The organism is Microbulbifer mixtoriginis (SeqCode), assembly GCF_052466865.1.
Window position 1 is genome coordinate 2,889,978 of sequence record NZ_CP174293.1, and the last position, 18,030, is coordinate 2,908,007.

Here is an 18,030-nt window from a genome sequence, read left to right on the forward strand (position 1 = left end):
TGGCTAACTACCAAAAGGATGAAAACACCTCCTCCGAGCCCTCTTGTGACCAAATACAAATACTTTATAAGTCGTACCGGGCGGACTTCACATCAAATAAATCGCAATTTATTCAATAAAAACAATGAATTATTCTCAATTATTGATGTCGTTTCTGAGTGGTGAGAACCGGGTCGACTCACTGCAGCGATCTAAATAGCACTTTCCAATGGCATAAATTGAGGCAAACTATTTCGTCGAATTGTCACTATCGCCTATTATATCGGCCAATCTAATAGCTTTGGCTGATCAAAATATGGCCGGCTAGGTGGACTCCCAGTTCTCTGGGTAAACTTTGCACACAGACAGGTTTAAAGAGAGTTTCATGAGCAACAACCATCATCGACTGATTATTCTCGGTTCTGGCCCCGCAGGCTACACAGCAGCCATTTATGCAGCCCGCGCAAACTTGAACCCCGTTGTTATTACCGGTATGCAACAGGGTGGGCAGTTGACCACCACTACAGAAGTTGAAAACTGGCCCGGTGGCATCCCCGAGCTGCAGGGCCCCGATCTGATGGTGCAAATGCAACAACACGCCGAGCGCTTCGACACCCAGATTATTTTTGATCACATCGAGTCTGTAGATCTGAACAATCGCCCATTCACTTTGAAGGGCAATGAAACCTATACCTGCGACGCCCTAGTCATCGCCACTGGTGCCTCAGCTCAATACCTGGGCCTACCGTCTGAAGAAGCCTTCCAGGGTCGTGGTGTCAGTGCCTGTGCGACCTGTGACGGTTTCTTCTATCGCGATCAAAAAGTAGCCGTTGTGGGCGGTGGTAATACCGCAGTAGAAGAGGCCCTATACCTGTCCAATATCGCCAGTGAAGTTACCCTGATCCACCGCCGTGACGAGCTTCGCGCCGAGAAAATCCTTCAGGATCGCCTGATGGAGAAGGTGGAAAACGGCAATATCAAACTTTGCTTTCACCACACCCTCGACGAGGTTCTTGGTGATGACAACGGAGTAACCGGCCTGCGCGTTCGCAGCACCCAGGACGACTCCACCAAAGAATTGGAGGCCGCCGGTGTATTTATCGCGATTGGCCACAAGCCCAATACCGACATCTTTAAAGATCAGCTTGAAATGAATAACGGCTATATCATCGTGCAAAGTGGCCTGGAGGGTAACGCCACTCAGACATCTGTGCCCGGCGTGTTTGCAGCTGGCGATGTGTCTGATCACATCTACCGTCAGGCGGTCACCTCCGCTGGAACCGGCTGTATGGCAGCCCTGGACGCCGAGCGTTTCCTCGACGCCTAACAAAACTGCTTCTCACCCGGGTAGTCTCAAGGCTACCCGGGCCTCCTCAGCCCCAGGACAGGAAACAGTTTGTGGCAAGGAATACCCAAAGCCGCCTGATGTGGCTCGACCACAATCATATAGATTTCCCTTCTACCCAGACTGCTCTAGACGATCCCAATGGACTCCTCGCAGCTGGTGGAGATCTCTCCCCGGAATGGTTGTTGGCCGCCTATCGCCGAGGTATCTTTCCCTGGTTTTCCGAAGACCAGCCTATCCTCTGGTGGAGCCCCTCACCGCGCTGTGTAGTAATACCCAGCGACTTCCATATTGGCCGCAGTCTGCGTAAAACCCTGCGCAGAGGTATATTCTCAGTCACATTTGACCAAGCCTTCGAACAAGTAATCGAGGGTTGCCGCCTCCCCAGGAGTTCTGAAGATGGCACCTGGATTACCGATGAGATGACCGAGGCCTATATCGACATGCACCATCTGGGCCATGCCCACTCCGTTGAGGTATGGCGTGAGGGTCGGCTGGTCGGTGGACTTTACGGTCTTTCAATCGGCCGTATTTTTTTTGGGGAATCCATGTTTCACAGGGAGACAGATGCTTCCAAAGTCGCTTTTGTCCACCTCGTTCGCCAATTAGAATTGTGGGGCTGCCCACTGATCGACTGCCAGGTAAGCAACCCCCACCTGAGTAGTCTTGGGGCCGTTGAAATGTGTCGTAGGGACTTCGAACACCTGCTGGAGGACGGCCTTATACAACCCGCCTTTCCGCAGCCTTGGAAACTTTCGTGGACTTATGGGTAAATATTCTCAGCTCGACTCGGTCCGGCTTTTGGCAACCCTGCCCCACCCATGTGGCTATCTGCCAGATAGGGAGGCTACAACGGTATTTGTGGACCCGCAGACAGAGGTAGACCAGCGCCTTTACAACCGCCTCTCAGAGCTGGGCTTTCGTCGCAGCGGGGCCTATCTCTACCGACCTCAATGCGCAACATGCAGGGCCTGTGTGCCCGCCCGTGTACCAGTGGGCCTTTTTGTACCGGATCGCAACCAGCGCCGCTGCTGGAAACGCAATAAGGACCTGGATATCTTTCATATCGAATCCATCGACACTGATGAGCATTACGAGCTGTATGCACGCTACATTGAGCAACGTCATGCCGATGGGGAAATGTACCCTCCGAGCCGCGAGCAGTATCGCAGCTTCCTAAGCCCGGCCTGGGGAGCTACTCGCTATATTGAGCTGCGTGCACGTGGGCGCCTAGTCGCAGTGGCGGTCACCGACCTGCTTACTGCAGGCCTGTCGGCCATCTATACTTTCTTCGACCCGGATGAGGACAAGCGCAGTCTGGGCAGTTACTGCATTCTCTACCAAATTGAATGGGCCAGAAGATTAGGGCTTCCCAATCTGTATTTGGGCTATTGGATAGAGAAATGCCATAAGATGGCCTACAAAAGCCAGTTCCAACCCATTGAAATGCTCACAGAGAACCGCTGGAGCCTGAAATCTCTATAATTCCTACGCACGCGCCCTTTGCTCTATTCTGCCTTTTCGTGCAAAATGCTCGCCCGTCAAGCCGCGGCTAGGCAAGATTGCCTCCGGGGTAAAGGTCTGATCAAGTTATTTGAAGGTTGCTGCCGCATGGCAAAAGACGATTATATTGAAATGGAAGGCGAGGTGATCGACACCCTGCCAAATACCACTTTCCGCGTAAAGCTGGAAAACGGACACGTGGTCATTGCGCACATCTCTGGAAAGATGCGTAAAAACTACATTCGCATCCTCACCGGCGATAAGGTCAAAGTGGAACTCACCCCCTACGACCTGAGCAAAGGTCGCATCACCTACCGCGCCCGCTAATTCGCTCGCCAGGCAAAGAGCTTAAGGTGATTTGCCCTGGACACAAAAAAGCCACCTTGCGGTGGCTTTTTTGATGCATTTTTTTGTAGAGCTAGGCAGGAACCGCCGTTTTTATGGAGAGTTCATCATTCTCTATGACGACCACCACGCGGCCCCCCTCTTCTGCCAACTCACCAAACAAGACTGACTCAGCCAGTGGCTTACGCAGCTTGTCTCGTATCAAACGGGACATCGGGCGAGCCCCCATTTTTTCATCGTAACCGCGAACAGCCAGCCACTCGCGAGCCTCATCATCTACGATCAGAGTCACACGAGAGTCATCTAGCTGCGCTTGCAACTCGACAATAAATTTATCCACTACAGTTTTAACCACATCCAGTGGCAGAGAGCCAAACTGGATAATACTGTCGAGGCGGTTGCGGAACTCTGGGGTAAACATCTTTTTGATTTCCTCCATACCATCGGAGGAGTGATCCTGGCTGGAGAAGCCGATAGACCGACGACTCATCAGCTCAGCGCCCGCATTAGTGGTCATAATTAATATGACATTGCGGAAGTCCGCCTTGCGGCCGTTATTATCTGTCAGAGTTCCGTGATCCATCACCTGGAGAAGCAGGTTGAAGACTTCTGGGTGAGCTTTCTCAATCTCATCGAGCAGCACTACACTATGTGGATGCTTAGTCACAGAATCAGTCAGCAAGCCGCCCTGATCAAAACCCACATATCCCGGTGGCGCACCGATCAAACGGGAAACCGTATGTCGCTCCATATACTCAGACATATCGAAGCGGATTAGCTCAATCCCCATCACTTTGGCCAACTGCCGACAGAGCTCAGTCTTACCAACGCCTGTGGGGCCTGAGAACAGGAAGGATCCTATGGGCTTCTCCTCAGCACCCAACCCAGCACGGCTGAGCTTGATCGCCGTACTGAGCGCCTCAATTGCACGATCCTGGCCAAATACCACCATCTTGAGGTTGTCATCAAGCTTGGACAACTGCTCTTTATCAGAAGCGGAGACACTCTTGGCCGGGATACGGGCCATCTTGGCAATTACCGACTCGATTTCACTGATACCAATCACCTCAGTGCGCTCTTCAACCGGCAACAGCGATTGGAAAGCTCCGGCCTCATCAATTACATCTATCGCCTTGTCAGGCAGGAAGCGCTCGGTGATATGGCGACTGGAAAGTTGAGCCGCGGCATCGAGGGCGGCGTCAGTGAAACGAACTTTATGATGGTCTTCGAAACAACTCCGAAGCCCCTGTAATATTTGCACAGTCTCCTCTACCGATGGTTCACTGACATCGATCTTTTGAAAACGACGGGAAAGCGCACGATCTTTCTCGAAAATGCCGCGATATTCGGTAAAGGTGGTGGAGCCAATGCAGCGGAGCTGACCGCTGGACAGCAGCGGTTTCAACAGGTTCGAGGCGTCCATAACGCCGCCGGATGCTGCGCCGGCTCCAATAATGGTGTGAATTTCATCAATAAACAGGACTGCATGCTCGCGCTTCTTCAGCTCTGCCAGCAGCGCTTTAAAACGTTTCTCAAAATCCCCACGGTACTTGGTACCAGCGAGTAGAGAACCGAGGTCGAGGGAGTAAATAGTGCTCTCTTTTAGTGGCTCAGGGATATCCTCATCCACTATTCGCCGGGCCAACCCCTCCGCGATTGCAGTTTTACCAACTCCGGATTCTCCAACCAACAAGGGGTTGTTTTTGCGACGCCGCGCAAGAACCTGGGTGACTCTCTCTACTTCGGGGCCTCGCCCTACCAAGGGATCAATTCGCCCCAAGATAGCCTCTTGGTTCAGGTTGGTCGCGTAACTCTCCAGGGGGTCAGAACCTCCAGGCTCAGAGCCTGTACTGATCTCCTCTTCCACCTGCTCTTGGGTGGTATCTGAACCGTGGTGGTGATTGTGATTGTTGCCGCTGGAACCGACCCTGGAAATTCCGTGGGTGATGTAATTGACTACATCGATACGCGCAACACTCTGCTGCTTCAGATAATAAACGGCTTGGCTTTCCTGCTCACAGAAAATAGCCACGAGTACATTAGCACCGGTAACCTCTTTTTTCCCCGATGACTGAACATGGAAAACAGCCCTCTGCAACACCCTCTGGAAACCCAATGTGGGCTGAGTTTCGCGATCGGTGTCCGCCTCTGGGATTAACGGCGTGGTAGAGTCCACAAACTCCAATAGTTCGCGGCGCAGTGCGCTCAGGTCGGCCCCGCAGGCATGCAACACGTCAGCAGCCGACTCATTATCCAGAAGCGCCAGTAACAGGTGCTCCACAGTCATGAATTCGTGCCGCTTCGCTCGTGCACCCTTGAACGCCAGATTGAGCGTTACCTCTAAGTCCTTGCTGAGCATTTAAACCTCAAACCCTAATCGCCAATGTTCCCCGCCGACTCCGCTGGTAGGCGTGCACCCTTTGCCGGCGTCTAACTCCTGGCTGATTCCCTTCAGGTGACGGGACCCTTGTGCTAAAGCAGCTGTAATTTCAATCAATCGTCTTTACTCTCGTCCGCCTCAATCTCACACAATAGTGGATGCTCATTCTCCTGGGCGAACTGATTAACCTGAGCGGCCTTTGTCTCCGCTATATCCCGAGTATAGACACCGCACACTGCTTTTCCCCGCGTGTGTACTTGCAACATCAACTGTGTGGCGCGCTCACGGTTAACCCCAAAAAACAACTCCAGAGTCTCTACGACAAAGTCCATGGGGGTGTAGTCATCGTTCAACATGATGACCTTGTACATAGGCGGGCGCTTGAGCCGTGGCGGCGCCTCCTCCAATGCGAGCCCGCCCTCGGAACCCTCACCGTCGAAATAGTCTTCTCCAGAATCACTGGAGCCTAGTTTAATGACCTGCAAAATACTCATAACAATTATCAATGTGTTCTATCGAGCCTTGATAGTGCAGCATGCTCAACCATCAATGACCTGCCATTGTAACCTTATTTGACCAACGACACAGGGAGATCACAGCCTCAAGCGCGGTTTCTTGACATTCCTATAGCAGTTGACTACAAGAGGTAGTGCCTGCTCATTCACAGCCGTTAGTCGCAGATAGGATCGCAGCCGATTAATCCGCAGGTCAAATAAATATAAAAACTCTGTAAGGTGGCCGACTGGCCACTCAGGCAATTAGAGGGAGTTCGATATGCCTACTGGTACCGTGAAGTGGTTCAACAACGCTAAGGGATATGGGTTTATTCTTGCAGATGAAGGAGGGGAGGATCTGTTTGCGCACTATTCCGCTATTCAGATGGAAGGCTACCGAACCCTAAAGGCCGGCCAACAGGTCACCTTTGATATCGTCAGAGGCGACAAAGGCTATCACGCCGCCAATATTTCCACCGCAGTGGCGGCAGAGACCGCACCTAGCCCCCAAAGCCCCAAAGTGGCCGCTATTGCAGATCCCAACCACTCTGAAACAGAGCGGGAAAAAGAGGCAGAGATGCTCGACTAACCCTGCAAGCCCGCACAAGCAGACCCCGCCAACAAAAAAGCCCCTTGCTGCAAAGCAAAGGGCTTTTTCTAGCTAGGGCCAGGTTGATTAAAAAACCTAGCCCCAAATCAGCCAATTAGGCCATGTGCTTGATCACTTCGTCACCAAACGCAGAGCAGGATTTCAGCTCAGCACCATCCATCAGGCGCTCGAAATCGTAGGTTACGGTTTTCGCTTCGATAGCACCTTCCATACCCTTGATTACCAGGTCAGCAGCTTCGTTCCAGCCCAGGTGACGCAGCATCATCTCAGCGGAAAGAATCAGAGAACCCGGGTTAACCTTGTCCTGGCCAGCGTACTTAGGTGCAGTACCGTGGGTTGCTTCGAACAGGGCAACGTCGTCGGACAGGTTTGCGCCCGGAGCGATACCGATACCACCAACCTGTGCAGCCAGTGCGTCAGACAGGTAGTCACCGTTTAGGTTCAGGGTAGCAATTACGTCGTACTCAGCCGGACGCAGCAGGATCTGCTGCAGCATAGCGTCAGCAATTACGTCCTTAACAACGATTTCCTTGCCAGTCTTCGGGTTCTTGAAGCTGTGCCAGGGGCCGCCGTCCAGCGGCTGAGCGCCAAACTCGTCGCGAGCCAGCTCGTAACCCCAATCGGCGAAGGCACCTTCGGTGAACTTCATGATGTTGCCTTTGTGCACCAGGGTTACGGAATCGCGATCCTGGTCCACAGCGTACTGGATAGCCTTGCGCACGAGACGCTTGGTACCCTCTGCAGAAACCGGCTTAACACCGATACCACAGTTCTCAGGGAAACGGATCTTCTTAACACCCATCTCGTCCTGCAGGAACTTGATAACTTTCTTGGCTTCGTCGGTATCAGCTTTCCACTCGATACCAGCGTAGATATCTTCAGAGTTTTCACGGAAGATAACCATGTCTACCTTGTTCGGCTCTTTAACCGGAGAAGGTACACCGCTGAACCAGCGAACTGGACGCTGACAAACATACAGGTCCAGCTCCTGACGCAGGGCAACGTTCAGGGAACGGAAACCGCCGCCTACTGGAGTGGTCAGGGGGCCTTTAATGCTGACAACGTAATCTTTAATAGCTTCCAGAGTTTCAGCTGGGAACCAGTCGCCAGCGTAAGTCTCTGCGGCTTTCTCACCGCAGTAGATTTCCATCCACTCGATTTTCTTGTCGCCGCTGAAAGCTTTCTCTACCGCAGCGTCGATTACCTTGCGCATTACCGGAGTGATGTCCACACCGATGCCGTCACCCTCGATGAACGGAATTACCGGGCGATTCGGAACATTCAGCGAACCGTCGGAATTGACTGTAACTTTTTCGCCGTCTGCCGGCACTTGGATGTGACCCATATTGCGTAAACTCCCAAAATTCTATGACTTTTTAGGTCCAGCGTTGCTTGCACCGCTCCCCCGGGACCATTGGGCGGGGATAAAAATCGGCGGGATTATAGCAGCATCGGCTAATTTTTGTAGTTGGATTACAATACTCAATTTTTCTTATGCCCAAGATTATTCTCCTAAACAAACCTTTTGGCGTGTTAAGCCAATTCACAGACCCCCAGGGTCGCGCCACGCTGGCAGACTATATCCCGCACAAGGGCTTCTATGCCGCGGGTCGGCTCGACTATGACTCAGAGGGACTTCTACTACTCACAGATGATGGAGCGCTACAACATCAAATCAGCCACCCGAAGAGAAAGATGGCGAAGACTTACTGGGCTCAGGTAGAGGGGGACATTTCAGATGACGCCCTGATGTTTCTGCGCAAAGGCGTAGATTTGAAGGATGGACGCACAGCGCCCGCTAAGGCCCGCAGACTCTCCGAAGTCGACCTGTGGCCGCGCAATCCCCCAATCCGAGAGCGCAAGTCCATTCCCACCAGCTGGGTAGAACTTATCATTCACGAGGGTAGAAACCGTCAGGTGCGACGTATGACCGCAGCGGTTGGCTTCCCTACCCTGCGCTTGGTTCGAATGGCTATCGGCAATTGGAATCTCGGCACTCTGCAGCCGGGGCAGCACCGCTCGGAGGAGGTTTTCTCTGCGCCTAAGCCAAGGCCCAAAGGCAAGTCGAAGCCACCTCAGAAGCGCAATCGTCCTCGCCGGAGACAATAAGTAATAACCCAAGATAAAAGCGGCCTTGGTCAGAAGCCCGATTCACAGGTAAAATTCGCCCCCTTTCCATCCCAGTGAAGTAGTGACTGTCCTTCTTATGCCTGATTCCACGCACAACAAACAGCCCAAACGCGTCATCGTCGGTATGTCCGGCGGTGTGGATTCCTCTGTAGCCGCACTTCTGCTCATGCAGCAGGGCTACCAGGTGGAGGGCTTGTTTATGAAGAATTGGGACGAAGATGACGGCACTGAGTACTGCACCGCGAAAGCAGACTTGGCCGATGCCCAGGCGGTATGTGAAAAACTGGGCATCAAGCTGCATACCGCCAATTTTGCTGCCGAGTATTGGGACCATGTCTTTGAATACTTCCTGGCAGAATACAAGGCCGGACGCACGCCTAACCCGGACATTCTGTGCAATCGGGAGATCAAGTTTAAAGTTTTCCTGGAATATGCCGAAGTTCTGGGAGCTGATGCCATTGCCACCGGACATTACACCCGCCGACGCGATATAGAAGGTCGCACCTATTTGCTCAAGGGCTTGGATGGCAACAAGGATCAAAGCTACTTCCTCCACGCTGTCGGCGAGGGTGAGTTTGCTCGCTCTCTATTTCCACTGGGCGAGTTGGAAAAACCTGAGGTACGGCGTATCGCTGAGGAAAACGGCTTTATCACCCACAATAAAAAAGACAGTACGGGGATCTGCTTTATTGGCGAACGCCGCTTCAAGGACTTTCTGGAGCAGTATCTGCCCGCCCAGCCGGGCGACATGGAAACTCCAGAAGGTGAAATTATGGGGCGCCACGCCGGCCTGATGTACCACACCATAGGACAGAGGCAGGGTCTTGGTATCGGAGGGGTAAAAGGCGCGGGCGAAGAACCCTGGTACGTAGTCGGAAAGAACCTAGAGCGCAACGTATTGATTGTTGCCCAGGGGGCACATCACCCCCTGCTTTACGCCACGGGTCTGGTGGCAGCCCAAACACATTGGATCAATGGCGCCGCACCGGGTGAGTCTTTCCGCTGTCAAGCGAAGACCCGCTACCGACAGCCAGACCAGGACTGCACAATACGGGTGCAAAAGGGTGGTAACCTGACTGTGGAATTTGACGAGCCACAGCGGGCAATTACCCCAGGACAATCCCTGGTCCTGTACGATGGCGAAATATGCCTCGGCGGCGCAGTTATCGAACAGGCTACAGGTATCGGCACTGCCGTACCGGAAAAATACAAGAAACACTAAGGAGTAACCTTGAATAACTGGCGGGATCAGGCTCTGGCATTGGCCGGAATATTTCAATCCGCAACTTTAGTGGAGCGCTTGGCCAAAACAGGCACCGCTCCCCAGGCCCAGCTGGAAACCGGGGTATACAGCCTTTTCCAGCTCAACCCAGATCGCACCGAAGATGTGTTCGCCGGCGCAGAGAAGCTGCTGCCCGGCTTGCAGGTCTCACGGCAGTTACTGCAATCGCGGCAACACCCTGAATACACAGACTGCCTGCGCTATGCACTGTCTGTGCTTTATCTGCAGAGGCAATTGAGTAAGAAAGGAGAGTTGCTCTCCATCATTGGCAGCCGCCTCGAAAAAGCCAAGACTCAGGCGGAACACTTCGCCCCCACCCACGAGAATGTATTTTCCAATCTCGCCAGTATTTATAGCGATACCCTCGGCACTTTCCGCTTTCGTATCCAGGTGCTGGGAGATTTTAATTTCCTGCAGCAACAGCGCGTCGCTAACCAAATCCGCTCAATGCTGTTTGCCGGTATCCGTTCAGCCACGCTGTGGCGACAATTGGGCGGAAGGCGCCTGCATCTGCTATTTCAACGCAAAAAACTATTGCGTGCGACCGACGAGCTAATCGCACAGATCGAATCTATAAAAAACTAATCCCGGAGATTTACTATGACAGTTGAGCTTTCCGCACTCACAGCGGTATCCCCTATTGATGGTCGCTACGAGAGCAAGACTGCCCCCCTACGCGAAATTTTTAGTGAATACGGCCTGATCCGCGCCCGTGTTGAAGTGGAAGTGCGCTGGCTTCAGAAACTCTCCGCGCACTCAGAAATTACTGAGGTAGAGCAGTTCGATGAAGCTGCTAACCAGCTACTCGATAGCATTGTGGCCAACTTTTCCCTGGAAGATGCTGGGCGTATCAAAGAAATTGAGCGCACCACCAACCACGACGTGAAAGCGGTTGAATATTTCCTCAAAGAAAAAATCAGCGGCAATGCCCAGCTGGAAAAAGTAAGCGAGTTCGTGCACTTCGCTTGCACTTCTGAAGACATCAACAACCTGTCCCACGCTCTAATGCTACGCGCTGGTCGTGACAACGTTATGTTGCCCGCAATGAATAGCCTGGTAGAAAAGATCGTCCAGCTAGCCCAGGATTTCGCCGATGTGCCCATGCTGTCTCGCACCCACGGCCAAACCGCCAGCCCTACGACCGTGGGCAAGGAACTCGCCAACGTGGTTGCGCGCCTTCGCCGCCAGGTAGCCCAGGTAGGGGCTGTCCCCTTGCTGGGTAAAATCAACGGTGCTGTAGGCAACTACAATGCCCACCTGTCCGCCTACCCAAATATCGACTGGGAAAAGAATGCGGAAGAATTTATTTCCTCGCTCTGCCTGACCTGGAACCCCTACACCACCCAGATCGAACCACACGACTATATTGCCGAACTGTTCGATGCTATTGCGCGCTTTAACACCATCCTGATCGACTTTGACCGCGACATCTGGGGCTATATTTCCCTCGGTTACTTCAAACAAAAAGTCGTTGCCGGAGAAGTGGGCTCCTCCACTATGCCGCACAAGGTCAATCCTATCGATTTCGAAAACTCCGAAGGAAACCTGGGCCTGGCCAACGCTGTATTCCAGCACCTGGCCGCGAAGTTACCAGTCTCCCGCTGGCAGCGCGATCTGACCGATTCCACCGTACTGCGCAACATGGGTGTGGGTGCCGGTTACTCTGCCATCGCTTATGCCGCCACCATGAAGGGGCTGGGCAAGCTGGAAATCAACCGTGAACGCCTGGCAGAAGACCTGGACAGCTCCTGGGAAGTTCTGGCAGAGCCGATCCAGACTGTGATGCGCCGCTACAACATCGAAGAGCCTTACGAGAAACTGAAGGCCCTTACTCGCGGCCAGGGCATCACCCGCGAAACCTTGAAAGTGTTTATCGAGAATCTGGAAATTCCTGCGGAAGCCAAAAGCGCACTGCTGGAAATGACTCCTGCATCCTACATCGGTAACGCCGTCGAGCAAGCTCGCAAAATTTAAGTGAGCACCGCTTCCGGCCACACCGCAGTGGCCGGAAATTTATTCAGACTTCTTTACTGCCGATCTACTCTGCTGAGCTTTAACCTCGGGCTGAGTTACACCTATTAGTGGCAGACTAGAGAACATTTCCCCAGCCCAACAAACAGTGAGAGTTACCGTGGCAAGCCCCCTTACCCACCTCGGCGATATGCCAATTGAAGTTTTTATGCGCGATTATTGGCAGCAAAAACCCCTGCTGATCCGCAATGCTTTCCCCAACTTCGAATCGCCCATATCAGGAGAAGAGCTTGCCGGAATGGCTCTGGAGGAGACGATTGAATCTCGCCTGGTGCTTGAAAATGGCGAGAGCGGTCCCTGGGAGCTACGCACCGGCCCTTTCACTGAGGAAGACTTTCTATCCCTACCCCGCACGCACTGGACCCTGCTTGTACAAGCCGTAGATCAATGGCTTTCCGAAGTGGCTGAATTAAAACAGTATTTTCGCTTTATCCCAGACTGGCGCCTGGATGATGTGATGATTAGTTACGCGGCGGATCAGGGGAGTGTCGGACCGCACTATGACCACTACGATGTCTTTCTGCTCCAGGCCGAGGGCAAGCGCCTGTGGCAGCAGGGAGCGAAAGTGGATGAGACCAATCCCCGCCTGGAAGGCACGCCCCTCAATATCCTGAAAGAATTTAATGCCGAGAACAGCTGGGTACTGGAGCCTGGCGACATGCTTTACCTCCCGCCACAATACAGTCACTGGGGTATCGCCGAGGGCGGCTGCACCACAATCTCCATTGGCTTCCGAGCACCTTCTGCCTCAGCCATATTGGAAGATCTCGCGGCCGAAGTGGCAATGGGACTGAAGGATAGCCAGCGTTATACCGATGCCGGCATGGAACCGACAAAATCCCCAGCGGAAGTTGATCCCGAGTCCGTAGCTCGCTTACAACAACAACTGGCCGAGTGGCTTAGGCAACCAGAGAAGGTCACTCAGTGGTTTGGCGCAGTGATGACTGAAGCAAAATACCCTGATACCGTCGCACTAGACGCTGATGAGGCCGCTAACTGGCGTGAGCAAATGCCAAAGGGGATGCCATTGGTGCTAAACCCAGCATCTCGAGTCGCCTTTTCCAGGGAGCCGGCCACGTTATTTGTCGACGGTGAAGCCCTAACCGCACCAATCACCTTCGCTCAACTATTTGCCGAGTCCCACGAAATTTCCTGGAGCGACATTGAAACCTATCCAGAAATTGCCACCCCTGATGGTTTAATAGACCAATTGGTAGCCCAAGGCACACTGATTTACCCCCCTGAGGATTTCTGATATGGCCGCACTGGTGCGCCCCGCTGACTGGCAAAAAGAACAAGATAGTATTCGTACTATCCGCGAAGCTGTTTTCGTCCAGGAACAGAAAGTTCCTGCCGCCTTGGAGTGGGACAACCAGGAAGAATCTTCACAACACTTCCTAGTTTTAAATGGTGATGTTGCCGTCGGAACCGGACGGCTCAGCAAAAATGGTAAAGTTGGGCGGATGGCGATCATGCCATTCGCCCGAGGCAAAGGTCTGGGGGCCCAGTTACTCAAGGCGATTTGTGACTCTGCCAAACGACAGGGCTTTCGCAGTGTATATCTACATGCACAACAGCATGCTGAAGGCTTCTACATTCGGAGTGGCTTTATCCCAGAGGGAGAAACCTTTTACGAGGCTAATATCCCTCATATTAAAATGATTCGTCAGTTGCACTAGGCCGTAATGAAGGCGCTGGTATGTTTACGCATACCGACGCCTTCATTTCCGTCTGCTCGTTAAAGACGAAATATTTGCCACTAATTTTCAGGTCTCGCGAGACTACTCCCCCTCCTCTTTCTGACTAACATATTCGTCGACGTAGCTAGCAGTAAAATAAAAACAAATGATAACGGCTTTGTAAGTGTATTCTTTTAGTACTCTGAACTGGATTCCGTATCGCAACTTGGAGTAACCGCAGGAGTACCGGCTACTTATTACTCGGGTCAAAACTCTCGCCCTGCGAAAGACTGCCCAGGCTAATATCAGAATGCCAGGAAACCCTATAAGTGAGTGCTCAGACCATATGCCCAAGACACTGCTGCTTAAGAACGCTGAAGTCCTGGTAACCATGGACCCAGAAAGGCGTGAGATTCCCAATGGCGGTATTTTTGCCGAAGAAGGCATTATCACGGCTGTAGGCCCCACAGATAAACTACCCATGAGCGCTGACACCATTATTGACGCTAGCGGGCAGATAGTCCTACCAGGACTGGTGAACACTCATCACCATCTAAACCAGACTCTCACCCGCAACCTGCCAGCGACCCAGAACAAAAATTTATTCGCCTGGCTTCAGCTTCACTACCCTATCTGGAGCCGGATAAATCCAGAAGCCTCCCGCACAAGTGCTTTGATTGGTTTGGCTGAGCTTATTCTCTCTGGTTGCACCACGGTTTTTGACCATTCTTATTTATTTAAAAGTGGCAACAAAGTGGACTTTCATATTGAAGCAGCAAAGGACTTAGGGGTGAGGTTCCATGCAAGCCGCGGTTCCATGTCTTTGGGCAGATCACAAGGGGGCTTACCCCCAGATGAAAGTGTCGAAGATGAAGATTTTATTCTCCAAGACAGTATCCGGGTCATTGATCGCTATCACGATGCAAGCTATGGAGCCCTGACTCGAATTGTTCTGGCCCCCTGCTCTCCATTTACTGTTTCGGAAAATCTGCTCAAAGAAACTGCCCTGCTGGCCCGTGATAAAGGCGTTATGCTACACACGCATATTTGCGAAACATTTGATGAAGAGCGCCACACTTTAGAACGATTTGGCAAGCGCCCTCTGGAGTGGATGGGAGAAAGCGAGTGGTTGGGGCCCGATGTTTGGTTTGCTCACGCAATACACATCGATACACAAGAAATAAATACTTTTGCTCGTACCGGGTGTGGCATCGCTCACTGTCCAAGCTCTAATATGCGCCTTGCATCAGGGATAGCCCCCGTTAAAGACTATATTGCAGCTGGGATTAAAGTGGGACTTGGTGTGGATGGGTCAGCCAGTAATGACGCCTCCAATATGCTCTTGGAAACCCGCCAGGCAATGTTGCTCTCAAGGTTGCGCATGGGCCTTCGCCCACCGGAGGGGCCACATCGCTACGCCCAACTTCCTCAGTCCCACCCTCTACGCTCGCCGGAATGGATGACAGCCAGGGAAGCTTTAGAGCTTGCCACTATCGGTGGTGCCAGCGTTCTTAATCGCACTGATATCGGAGCATTGGAAGTTGGGCGTTGTGCTGATTTCTTTTCTCTAGAACTCAACACTATTCAATATGCCGGGGCTCTTTCAGATCCAGTTGCAGCGATCGTCTTCTGCGCCCCCCAATCAGCAAAAACTGTAGTAATTCACGGTCGACAAGTTGTGAGCAATGGAGAGATTACTTCAATAGATATGGAACCCGTTATTCGAGATCACAATCAATGGAGCCAGAGGTTACTGGCTAATGGCTAATGGCTAATGGCTAATGGCTAATGGCTAATGGCTAATGGCTAATGGCTAATGGCTAATGGCTAATGGCTAATGGCTAATGGGCACAGAATAGTAGTAAGTGTGGAAGGAAAGAAAAGGTATCTACCTAGGGCGTTGCTGTACGGTTTTTTTCAACCAGCGCTGCACTCTCAGTTTTGTTTGCCCTTCTCTAGCCCAATACCGAAATAGGACTCCATACAGACAGCAAGCCAAAAATTTCAAATGAGTCAAAGGAGTATCTGTTACCACTTGCAAGCAAGTTTAGAATTTGCAGGAATTCTACACAGTATTGGGCGGCTCTGATTTTTTATATTTATCTCTAAGACTGTATTCTTACACACTTCGATTTTTGGAATATACAAATTCAATTAGATTTTTTGGTAAAAATATATGGGTAGGGGCTATCAACAATACAATGATCTTTTTCTGAATAATCACTGGACGTCTCATTATTGGTCTTTGCGACCACTTTAGCCATACCTAGATCCTACCAACAAGGACTTATAGCTTAATCACTGAGGAGTTGGACTCAGCGACTCCGTTCTGGCTCTTTCAATCATTCAAGTCCATGTATAAAAATCAGCGTACAAGTTAGCCATAGAAGTGGTGCTTACTTCAGGGCTTATATTAGGTCGTATTTTGCAAATAGTCCCTGGGCCTAAGCTAGAATCCCTTCAACAATTTGATTTAACAGAAATAAAAACCAAATATCTTAATCCATTGCCCACGAGCAGTGAAAATTCCTAAGTTACCAATCAGCCTTCCAGTTGATAGATCTAGTTATCTGTCTCGGCCTCATTAGCAGATTTTTCTTTTAAAGATAACGCAAAATAGCCTCAGTCCTTTCAATTAAAGAACATCGAGGCTATTCCTCTGGGGCTACGCCACTTTCCCTAAAGTTGTATCAAAATTTATTTGTTGGATATTAGATACTGCCGCAAGGACTAAAGCGCTTTAATAGACGCCCTATTCGCTCCCCCAAATATAAAGCCGTAAGTCGATCAAGCTCATGCACAGCCCCTTCACTATTAACAACGGCCACAAGACCGGACTGACAACCACTTCTATTTCGCCCCTGTACATCCAGATTTGGTAAAATGTCATTAGGCACCCACAACATCCCCATCTGCGCGGCAAATATTTGCAAAGTAGTTAGAGTATTAAGCTGATCCCCACTGAAATTACTGCCGATAGTAAAACCTGCAGATAGCTTATCAACCCAGCCGCGACTACTGTAACGTTCACTGGCCGCATCCATAAAAGCCTTAAACTGGGCTGAAACCGACCCCATAAAAGTTGGCGAGCCCAGCACAATTCCATCACACTGATCCAGACGATGCATCAAGTCAGGATTCTCATAGCGCCCGTGCTGAATATGCTTGGCTTCAACAGCAAATGTAACTCCTTCACATCCAGGGATACTATTAATTCCATCCGCAGTGGCTTCTGCCAATGTCCTTGTACTGCCGCAAACGGAGTGATAAACAACTCCTGCTTTAATCATGATGCGACCCGATCAGTGTTCACAGCAGCATGCTCTGCAACCTTTTGAGATGAGCCGTTCTCAAAGAGGCCAGCTAACCTCTCAAAGGAAGATATATCCTCGGGCACCTCGATTCCAAAAATGCTTAATAGCGTTTTGCGTAACTCTTCAACATTCGCCAGCATGATGACTGTCTTTGCTCCAGTTATCGGCTGATAACTCAATTGGCGATCCAGTAAAGCATGACGCCCTTCGGGGAAAGCACGAGTAGCAATCAAGTGCTCTACAAAACGGGACTCAGGGTGAGTACTACAAAACCAATTGGCGATTTTATAGTCGCCCGCTGTACGTGGCCGTAAATCAAAGCTGTACATTGAATGCCAGGCATCATGGACCTTCACTTCTAATAGATAGTCCTCACCCGGTTGAGTTAGGCGATAAGTACCGTGGGGCGTACTCTGAGGACCTGAAACATCTAAGCGCAGAGGTGCAGTCAGTGTATTGCTGCCAAAGCCCGCATCCACCAAATACGGTACCTGCCCTACTTTTACAAGTAAGATCATATGAGACTGAGCCGGCTGATGGCCCGGTGGTGTTTGCCAAAGAACCCGAGCGGCAAGTCCTGTAACTGCAAAGCCTATCTGCTGTAACCCAGCCCGTAACAAAGCATTTTGCTCAAAGCAATAACCACCACGCTTTTGGTTCACAAGCTTTTGTTCAATAGCGGCCATCTCAATATTCACGGGACTCCCAAGAAAGGACGTTACATTCTCAAATGGCAGAGTACGAATATGTTGTGTAAGAATATCCCTTAAGGTTTTCAAATCCAGGGCTGGCTTATTGCGGTAACCAATACGTGCTAAGTATTTTGATAAATTGATGTTATGGGTGCTTGGTGTCATTTGACTTCAATCCTCATGGCCAATCAACAATAGCAGCAGTCTAATACCTGAACCTTGGTTTAGGTCAATATCGATTGCTAA

Annotated in this window: 17 protein-coding genes; 12 read left to right on the forward strand and 5 right to left on the reverse strand. The window is 51.3% G+C overall.

All coding sequences use genetic code 11. The features are described 5' to 3' along the window. The first annotated feature begins 364 nt into the window (after positions 1-364). The 4 genes from trxB to infA all read left to right on the forward strand — a co-directional run bounded on the left by trxB (position 365) and on the right by infA (position 3,154). On the forward strand, positions 365-1,306 hold the full coding sequence (trxB, locus tag ACJJJA_RS13015) for a thioredoxin-disulfide reductase (protein WP_252081785.1): 942 nt from the start codon (positions 365-367) through the stop codon (positions 1,304-1,306). A 71-nt stretch (positions 1,307-1,377) separates the two neighbouring features. Continuing rightward, entirely contained in the window at positions 1,378-2,097 is a 720-nt protein-coding gene (aat, locus tag ACJJJA_RS13020; RefSeq protein ID WP_444904898.1) for a leucyl/phenylalanyl-tRNA--protein transferase, read from the forward strand. Further along, complete coding sequence (locus ACJJJA_RS13025) at positions 2,090-2,809, forward strand: arginyltransferase (RefSeq protein ID WP_252081787.1); 720 nt, start codon at positions 2,090-2,092, stop codon at positions 2,807-2,809. The genes aat and ACJJJA_RS13025 overlap by 8 nt, the downstream gene beginning before the upstream one ends. 126 nt (positions 2,810-2,935) lie before the next feature. After that, positions 2,936-3,154, forward strand: a complete 219-nt coding sequence (gene infA / locus ACJJJA_RS13030) for a translation initiation factor IF-1 (RefSeq protein ID WP_010130378.1) — start codon at positions 2,936-2,938, stop codon at positions 3,152-3,154. Positions 3,155-3,245: 91 nt separating this feature from the next. On the opposite strand, the gene clpA is transcribed toward infA, so the two are convergent. Both clpA and clpS read right to left on the reverse strand, forming a co-directional pair. Then, positions 3,246-5,531, reverse strand: a complete 2,286-nt coding sequence (clpA, locus tag ACJJJA_RS13035; RefSeq protein ID WP_444884721.1) for an ATP-dependent Clp protease ATP-binding subunit ClpA — start codon at positions 5,529-5,531, stop codon at positions 3,246-3,248. A 134-nt stretch (positions 5,532-5,665) separates the two neighbouring features. Further along, positions 5,666-6,046: an ATP-dependent Clp protease adapter ClpS gene (gene clpS, locus ACJJJA_RS13040; protein WP_252081789.1), complete on the reverse strand. Its 381-nt coding sequence runs from the start codon at positions 6,044-6,046 to the stop codon at positions 5,666-5,668. 280 nt (positions 6,047-6,326) lie between these two features. Between clpS and cspD the strand changes: the two genes are divergently transcribed. Next, positions 6,327-6,635 (forward strand): cold shock domain-containing protein CspD, encoded by a 309-nt coding sequence (gene cspD, locus ACJJJA_RS13045; protein ID WP_286036961.1) that lies wholly within the window; start codon positions 6,327-6,329, stop codon positions 6,633-6,635. Positions 6,636-6,750: 115 nt separating this feature from the next. Here the strand turns inward: cspD and icd are convergent, their stop codons facing one another. Then, positions 6,751-8,001 carry an NADP-dependent isocitrate dehydrogenase gene (gene icd / locus ACJJJA_RS13050; RefSeq protein WP_252081790.1) on the reverse strand — a complete coding sequence of 417 codons (1,251 nt, stop codon included), beginning with the start codon at positions 7,999-8,001 and terminating at the stop codon, positions 6,751-6,753. Between the two features lie 149 nt (positions 8,002-8,150). Here icd and ACJJJA_RS13055 point away from each other — a divergent pair, with 149 nt between their 5' ends. The 7 genes from ACJJJA_RS13055 to ACJJJA_RS13085 all read left to right on the forward strand — a co-directional run bounded on the left by ACJJJA_RS13055 (position 8,151) and on the right by ACJJJA_RS13085 (position 15,546). Continuing rightward, complete coding sequence (locus ACJJJA_RS13055; protein ID WP_444904899.1) at positions 8,151-8,765, forward strand: pseudouridine synthase; 615 nt, start codon at positions 8,151-8,153, stop codon at positions 8,763-8,765. 97 nt (positions 8,766-8,862) lie between these two features. Further along, the gene (gene mnmA / locus ACJJJA_RS13060; protein WP_444904900.1) at positions 8,863-10,008 is read left to right on the forward strand and encodes a tRNA 2-thiouridine(34) synthase MnmA; all 1,146 of its coding nucleotides are present in this window, start codon (positions 8,863-8,865) and stop codon (positions 10,006-10,008) included. A 9-nt stretch (positions 10,009-10,017) separates the two neighbouring features. Beyond that, on the forward strand, positions 10,018-10,653 hold the full coding sequence (hflD, locus tag ACJJJA_RS13065) for a high frequency lysogenization protein HflD (RefSeq protein ID WP_152453442.1): 636 nt from the start codon (positions 10,018-10,020) through the stop codon (positions 10,651-10,653). Between the two features lie 15 nt (positions 10,654-10,668). Further along, a complete protein-coding gene (gene purB, locus ACJJJA_RS13070; RefSeq protein ID WP_444904901.1) occupies positions 10,669-12,042 on the forward strand; it encodes an adenylosuccinate lyase in 1,374 nt (457 codons plus the stop codon). 157 nt (positions 12,043-12,199) lie between these two features. Beyond that, positions 12,200-13,354 (forward strand): JmjC domain-containing protein, encoded by a 1,155-nt coding sequence (locus tag ACJJJA_RS13075; protein WP_444904902.1) that lies wholly within the window; start codon positions 12,200-12,202, stop codon positions 13,352-13,354. A gap of 1 nt (position 13,355) precedes the next feature. Beyond that, positions 13,356-13,778 (forward strand): GNAT family N-acetyltransferase, encoded by a 423-nt coding sequence (locus tag ACJJJA_RS13080; protein ID WP_444904903.1) that lies wholly within the window; start codon positions 13,356-13,358, stop codon positions 13,776-13,778. 346 nt (positions 13,779-14,124) lie between these two features. Next, positions 14,125-15,546, forward strand: coding sequence for an 8-oxoguanine deaminase (locus ACJJJA_RS13085; RefSeq protein ID WP_444904904.1), 1,422 nt, complete (start codon positions 14,125-14,127; stop codon positions 15,544-15,546). Positions 15,547-16,489: 943 nt separating this feature from the next. Here ACJJJA_RS13085 and ACJJJA_RS13090 read toward each other — a convergent pair. Beyond that, entirely contained in the window at positions 16,490-17,068 is a 579-nt protein-coding gene (locus tag ACJJJA_RS13090; RefSeq protein ID WP_444884714.1) for a flavodoxin family protein, read from the reverse strand. After that, complete coding sequence (locus ACJJJA_RS13095; RefSeq protein ID WP_444904905.1) at positions 17,065-17,949, reverse strand: arylamine N-acetyltransferase family protein; 885 nt, start codon at positions 17,947-17,949, stop codon at positions 17,065-17,067. Before ACJJJA_RS13095 ends, ACJJJA_RS13090 begins: the two co-directional genes overlap by 4 nt. Positions 17,950-18,030 lie beyond the last annotated feature (81 nt).

Coding starts and splice junctions, on each gene's coding strand:
- clpA (WP_444884721.1), bottom strand. CDS start 5,531: ATGCTCAGCAAGGACTTAGAGGTAACGCTCAATCTGGCGTTCAAGGGT.
- mnmA (WP_444904900.1), top strand. CDS start 8,863: ATGCCTGATTCCACGCACAACAAACAGCCCAAACGCGTCATCGTCGGT.
- ACJJJA_RS13085 (WP_444904904.1), top strand. CDS start 14,125: ATGCCCAAGACACTGCTGCTTAAGAACGCTGAAGTCCTGGTAACCATG.
- ACJJJA_RS13080 (WP_444904903.1), top strand. CDS start 13,356: ATGGCCGCACTGGTGCGCCCCGCTGACTGGCAAAAAGAACAAGATAGT.
- trxB (WP_252081785.1), top strand. CDS start 365: ATGAGCAACAACCATCATCGACTGATTATTCTCGGTTCTGGCCCCGCA.
- ACJJJA_RS13095 (WP_444904905.1), bottom strand. CDS start 17,949: ATGACACCAAGCACCCATAACATCAATTTATCAAAATACTTAGCACGT.
- cspD (WP_286036961.1), top strand. CDS start 6,327: ATGCCTACTGGTACCGTGAAGTGGTTCAACAACGCTAAGGGATATGGG.
- clpS (WP_252081789.1), bottom strand. CDS start 6,046: ATGAGTATTTTGCAGGTCATTAAACTAGGCTCCAGTGATTCTGGAGAA.
- infA (WP_010130378.1), top strand. CDS start 2,936: ATGGCAAAAGACGATTATATTGAAATGGAAGGCGAGGTGATCGACACC.
- ACJJJA_RS13025 (WP_252081787.1), top strand. CDS start 2,090: ATGGGTAAATATTCTCAGCTCGACTCGGTCCGGCTTTTGGCAACCCTG.
- ACJJJA_RS13090 (WP_444884714.1), bottom strand. CDS start 17,068: ATGATTAAAGCAGGAGTTGTTTATCACTCCGTTTGCGGCAGTACAAGG.
- ACJJJA_RS13055 (WP_444904899.1), top strand. CDS start 8,151: ATGCCCAAGATTATTCTCCTAAACAAACCTTTTGGCGTGTTAAGCCAA.
- icd (WP_252081790.1), bottom strand. CDS start 8,001: ATGGGTCACATCCAAGTGCCGGCAGACGGCGAAAAAGTTACAGTCAAT.
- purB (WP_444904901.1), top strand. CDS start 10,669: ATGACAGTTGAGCTTTCCGCACTCACAGCGGTATCCCCTATTGATGGT.